The organism is Nonomuraea deserti, assembly GCF_004348685.1.
GTDB classification, from domain to species: Bacteria; Actinomycetota; Actinomycetes; order Streptosporangiales; family Streptosporangiaceae; genus Nonomuraea; species Nonomuraea deserti.
In genome coordinates this window covers 1-3,879 of the sequence record NZ_SMKO01000352.1, presented here as the reverse complement: position 1 = coordinate 3,879, position 3,879 = coordinate 1, and the positions used below count along the sequence as shown (strand labels likewise).

4 protein-coding genes are annotated in these 3,879 nt (G+C 72.7%); all 4 read left to right on the top strand.

Going from position 1 to position 3,879, the window contains the following annotated elements; all coding sequences use genetic code 11:
* Window positions 1-547: 547 nt before the first annotated feature.
* The gene (gene scpB / locus E1292_RS49685; RefSeq protein ID WP_246091047.1) at window positions 548-1,207 is read left to right on the top strand and encodes an SMC-Scp complex subunit ScpB; all 660 of its coding nucleotides are present in this window, start codon (window positions 548-550) and stop codon (window positions 1,205-1,207) included.
* 215 nt (window positions 1,208-1,422) lie between these two features.
* On the top strand, window positions 1,423-3,180 hold the full coding sequence (locus E1292_RS49680) for a pseudouridine synthase (RefSeq protein WP_246091045.1): 1,758 nt from the start codon (window positions 1,423-1,425) through the stop codon (window positions 3,178-3,180).
* A 70-nt stretch (window positions 3,181-3,250) separates the two neighbouring features.
* Window positions 3,251-3,610, top strand: a complete 360-nt coding sequence (gene aroH, locus E1292_RS49675) for a chorismate mutase (protein ID WP_132606764.1) — start codon at window positions 3,251-3,253, stop codon at window positions 3,608-3,610.
* A 63-nt stretch (window positions 3,611-3,673) separates the two neighbouring features.
* The coding region (locus tag E1292_RS49670) for an FAD-dependent oxidoreductase (RefSeq protein ID WP_132606763.1) at window positions 3,674-3,879 on the top strand (206 nt) is incomplete at its 3' end.

The window sequence follows — 3,879 nt, the reverse complement described above, 5'->3', positions numbered from 1 at the left end:
CCCCGGCTCCCTCATCCAGCCGGGCGCCCCGGAGGCGGAGACCTCCCCCCGCGACGACCAGGCGCCGCCCCCCGAGGACCCGCCCCGGGACGCCACGCCGTCGCGCGGCGTGGGTGCCGGGGATCCATCCCGTGCACAGCCGCCGGTCACGGACGACACGCGCGTCCAGGACGGCACGCTGTCTCGGGCGGAGACGCCGGTCGCGGACGACGCTTCCGCCCTGGGCGAGCCGGTGCTCGAGAGGGGCGAACCCGTCAGTGGGGAGACGCCGCCGCAGGACGACACGCCGTCCAGGGATGGGACGCCGCCGGCCGAGGACCCGGCGCCGGACGAGGATCTGGCACCCCCGGCACCGGACGAGGATCTGGCATCCCCGGCACCGGACGAGGACCTGGCACCGGCCGAGGAATCGTTGGCGCGAGAGGAATCGATGGCGGGGGCTGGCGGACCGGCCTTGGCCGCTGGCGCGACGGCTCAGGGCGACGGGCCGGTGACCGGCGCCGCCGGCCGCGACGGGGCGGCGGACCGCACGTACACCAGCCCGGCCATGGGAAACGGCGACCTGACACCCGGCGACGAGCCAGCCCAGGACGCCGCCGCCGGACCCTCGCGGGGCGCCGCGGCCGGACCAGCGCCGGGCGCCGAGGAGGCCGAGCCGGGGGAGGGGCCGAGGCTCGAGGCGGCACTGGAGGCTATCCTGCTTGTCGTTGACGAGCCGGTCGCCGAGGTGACCCTGGCTCAGGTGCTCGAACGGCCCACCCACGAGGTCGCCGCGGCGCTGCGTGGGCTGGCGGCGGAATACACCGCCGCCGGACGGGGTTTCGATCTGAGAGAAGTGGCGGGCGGTTGGCGTTTCTATACGCGTGCCGACTGCGCGCCGCTGGTCGAAAGGTTCGTACGCGACGGCCAGCAGACGCGGCTGACCCAGGCCGCGCTCGAAACGCTCGCGGTCGTGGCCTACCGGCAACCGGTGAGCCGTTCCCGCGTCGCCGCCGTACGCGGCGTCAACAGCGACGGTGTCATGCGGACACTCGTCGCCAGGGGGCTGGTCGAAGAGGCCGGCACCGACCCGGAGAGCCAAGCGGTGCTCTACCGGACAAGCTCATACTTCCTTGAACGTCTGGGACTACGGGATCTGAGCGAGCTCCCCGAGCTCGCGCCCTTCCTCCCCGACGACGTGGAGAACCTCGAGGAGACAACAAAGTGATCAACAGGCGCAGCACCCCGTCCGGTGATGGACGCGGTCGTGGACGCACGGGCGGCTCCGGCCGTGGTGGGCGTCCCGCCTTCCGCTCCGACGACGCCCGTGGCGACTCCCGGCGTGACGACGACTTCCGCGGTGGGACCGGCCGAAGAGACTCCAGAGGCGGGTCCCGCCGTGACGACTTCCGGAGCGACGACCGTGGCCGCGGTCGCGACTCCGTGGGCGACGCCCGGTCCTCCCGCGACTCCCTCCGCGCCGACCGGGGCGGCACCCGCGCCCGGTACGGCAGGCCCGCCGGGAGCGACGACGCCGGCGGCGGCCGCTACTCGCGAGGAGCCGACCGCGACGACCGTCCCACCCGCGACGACCGTTACGAGCGCGGTGGCCGTGAGGATCGTTACGGACGTGGCGAGCGTCCTCGTGGCGACCGGGGCGGCTACCGTTCCGAGCGCCGCGATGAGCGCGGTGGCGGTTACGATTCCGGGCGCGCGGGCGGTCACCGTCCCGAGCGGCGTGACGAGCGCGCCGGCGGTTACCGTTCCGAGCGCGGCGACAGGTTCGAGCGTGGTTACGGGTCCGAGCGGCGTGATGAGCGCGGCGGCGGTTACCGGTCCGAGCGGCGTGACGAGCGCGGCGGCGGTTACCGTTCCGAGCGGCGTGACGAGCGCGCCGGCGGTTACCGTTCCGAGCGTGGCGACAGGTTCGAGCGTGGTTACGGGTCCGAGCGGCGTGATGAGCGCGGCGGCGGTTACCGGTCCGAGCGGCGTGACGAGCGCGGTGCGGGTTACGGGTCCGAGCGGCGTGACGAGCGTGGTTACCGGGCTGAACGGCGTGACGAGCGTGGTGGCGGTTACCGCTCCGAACAGGGCGGCAGGTCCGACCGGGGTGGTTACGGGGGCGAGCGGCGTGAGGAGCGCGGCGGGTTCCGGGCCGACCGGAGCGGGCGTCGTGAGGCCCCTCCCCGGGGCACCGAGTCCACCAGGTCCCGCTACGGCAGGCGCGACGGCGACGCCCGCACCGGGCGCGACACCGGGCGTACCGGTCGCGACGCCGGGCGTATCGGTCGCGACGCCGGGCGTACCGGTCGTGGTCCCCGGCGGGATGACGTACAGACGATCGGGGGCAGGCGCGGCGGCGGAAGCGGCTACGGCAGCCCTCAGCACGATCGGGTGAAGGCGGCCCGGCAGCCCCTGCGCGACCGTAACTTCTACCCCGAGGGTTACTCCGACGAGCGCGACACCACCGAGGTCCCTGACGGCGTGCGGCTGCAGAAGGTGCTCGCCCAGGCGGGCGTCGCCAGCCGCAGGGCGTGCGAAGAGATGATCGGCGAGGGCCGGGTCACGGTGAACGGCCAGGTCGTGCGGAGGTTCGGCGCCAAGGTCGATCCCGCGGCGCAGGTCATCCACGTGGACGGGAAGCGCATCCCCACCGCCCCCGACCTGGTCTACTACGCCCTCAACAAGCCCATCGGCGTCGTCTCCACGATGGACGACCCGCAGGGCCGCCCGTGCCTGGCCGACTACGTCGAGGAGCTGGCGCCGAGGCTGTTCCACGTGGGCAGGCTCGACACCGAGACCGAGGGCCTGCTGCTGCTCACCAACGACGGCGAGCTGGCCAACAGGCTGACGCACCCGAGCTACGGGGTGCAGAAGAAATACTGGGCCAAGGTGCCCGGGCCGATCCCGCGTGACCTGGGCCGCAGGCTCAAGCAGGGCATCGAGCTGGAGGACGGCATCGTCAAGGCCGACAGCTTCACCGTCGTGCAGGAGCACGGGCAGCAGGCGCTGATCGAGGTCGTGCTGCACGAGGGCCGCAGGCACGTCGTGCGGCGCATGCTGGAGGTGGTGGGCCACCGGGTGATCGACCTGGCCAGGATCGAGTTCGGTCCGGTGAAGCTGGGCCGTACGAAGCCGGGCACCATCCGGGCGCTCAGCCTGAAGGAAGTCGGCGAGCTCTACGCCGCCGTGAAGCTGTAACCTGGCCGGAAGAAGGAGCCCGTGCGATCCTCGCACGGGCTCTCCCGGTTAGGGGAAGGGGACTGACCACATGGTGCGCGCGATCCGTGGGGCGATCCAGGTGGACGCCGACGACCGTGGCTCGATCATCGAAGGGACGACCGAGCTGGTCAGCGCGATCATGGAGCGTAACGAGCTGACCCCGGATGACGTGATCAGCGTGTTGTTCACGGCCACGCCCGATCTCACGGCCGAGTTTCCCGCGCTCGCGGCGCGGAAGCTGGGTTTCCACGAGGTGCCGCTGATCTGCTGCACCGAGATCGCCGTGCCGGGTGCGCTGCCCCGCGTGGTGCGGCTCATGGCTCACGTGGAGACCGACCGCCCGAGGGCCGAGATCCAGCATGTTTACCTGCGTGGCGCGGTGGCGCTGCGGCAGGACATCGCGCAGTGAGCGACCGGGCACCACATCACGAGATACTGGCTATCCCAATGGCCCGATAAATCAGGACACCAGATGGAACTTCGCACCGTGCTCGTCGTCGGCACCGGTCTCATCGGCACCTCCGCGGCGTTGGCGCTGCGCAAGCGCGGTGTGCGCGTGCTGCTCGCCGACCGCGATCAGGGAGCCGTACGGCTGGCACGGGAGCTCGGGGCGGGCGAGGAGTGGCGGCCCGGCGGCCCGCACCTCACCCAGCCCGGCGCCGAGGGGGCCGAGGGGGC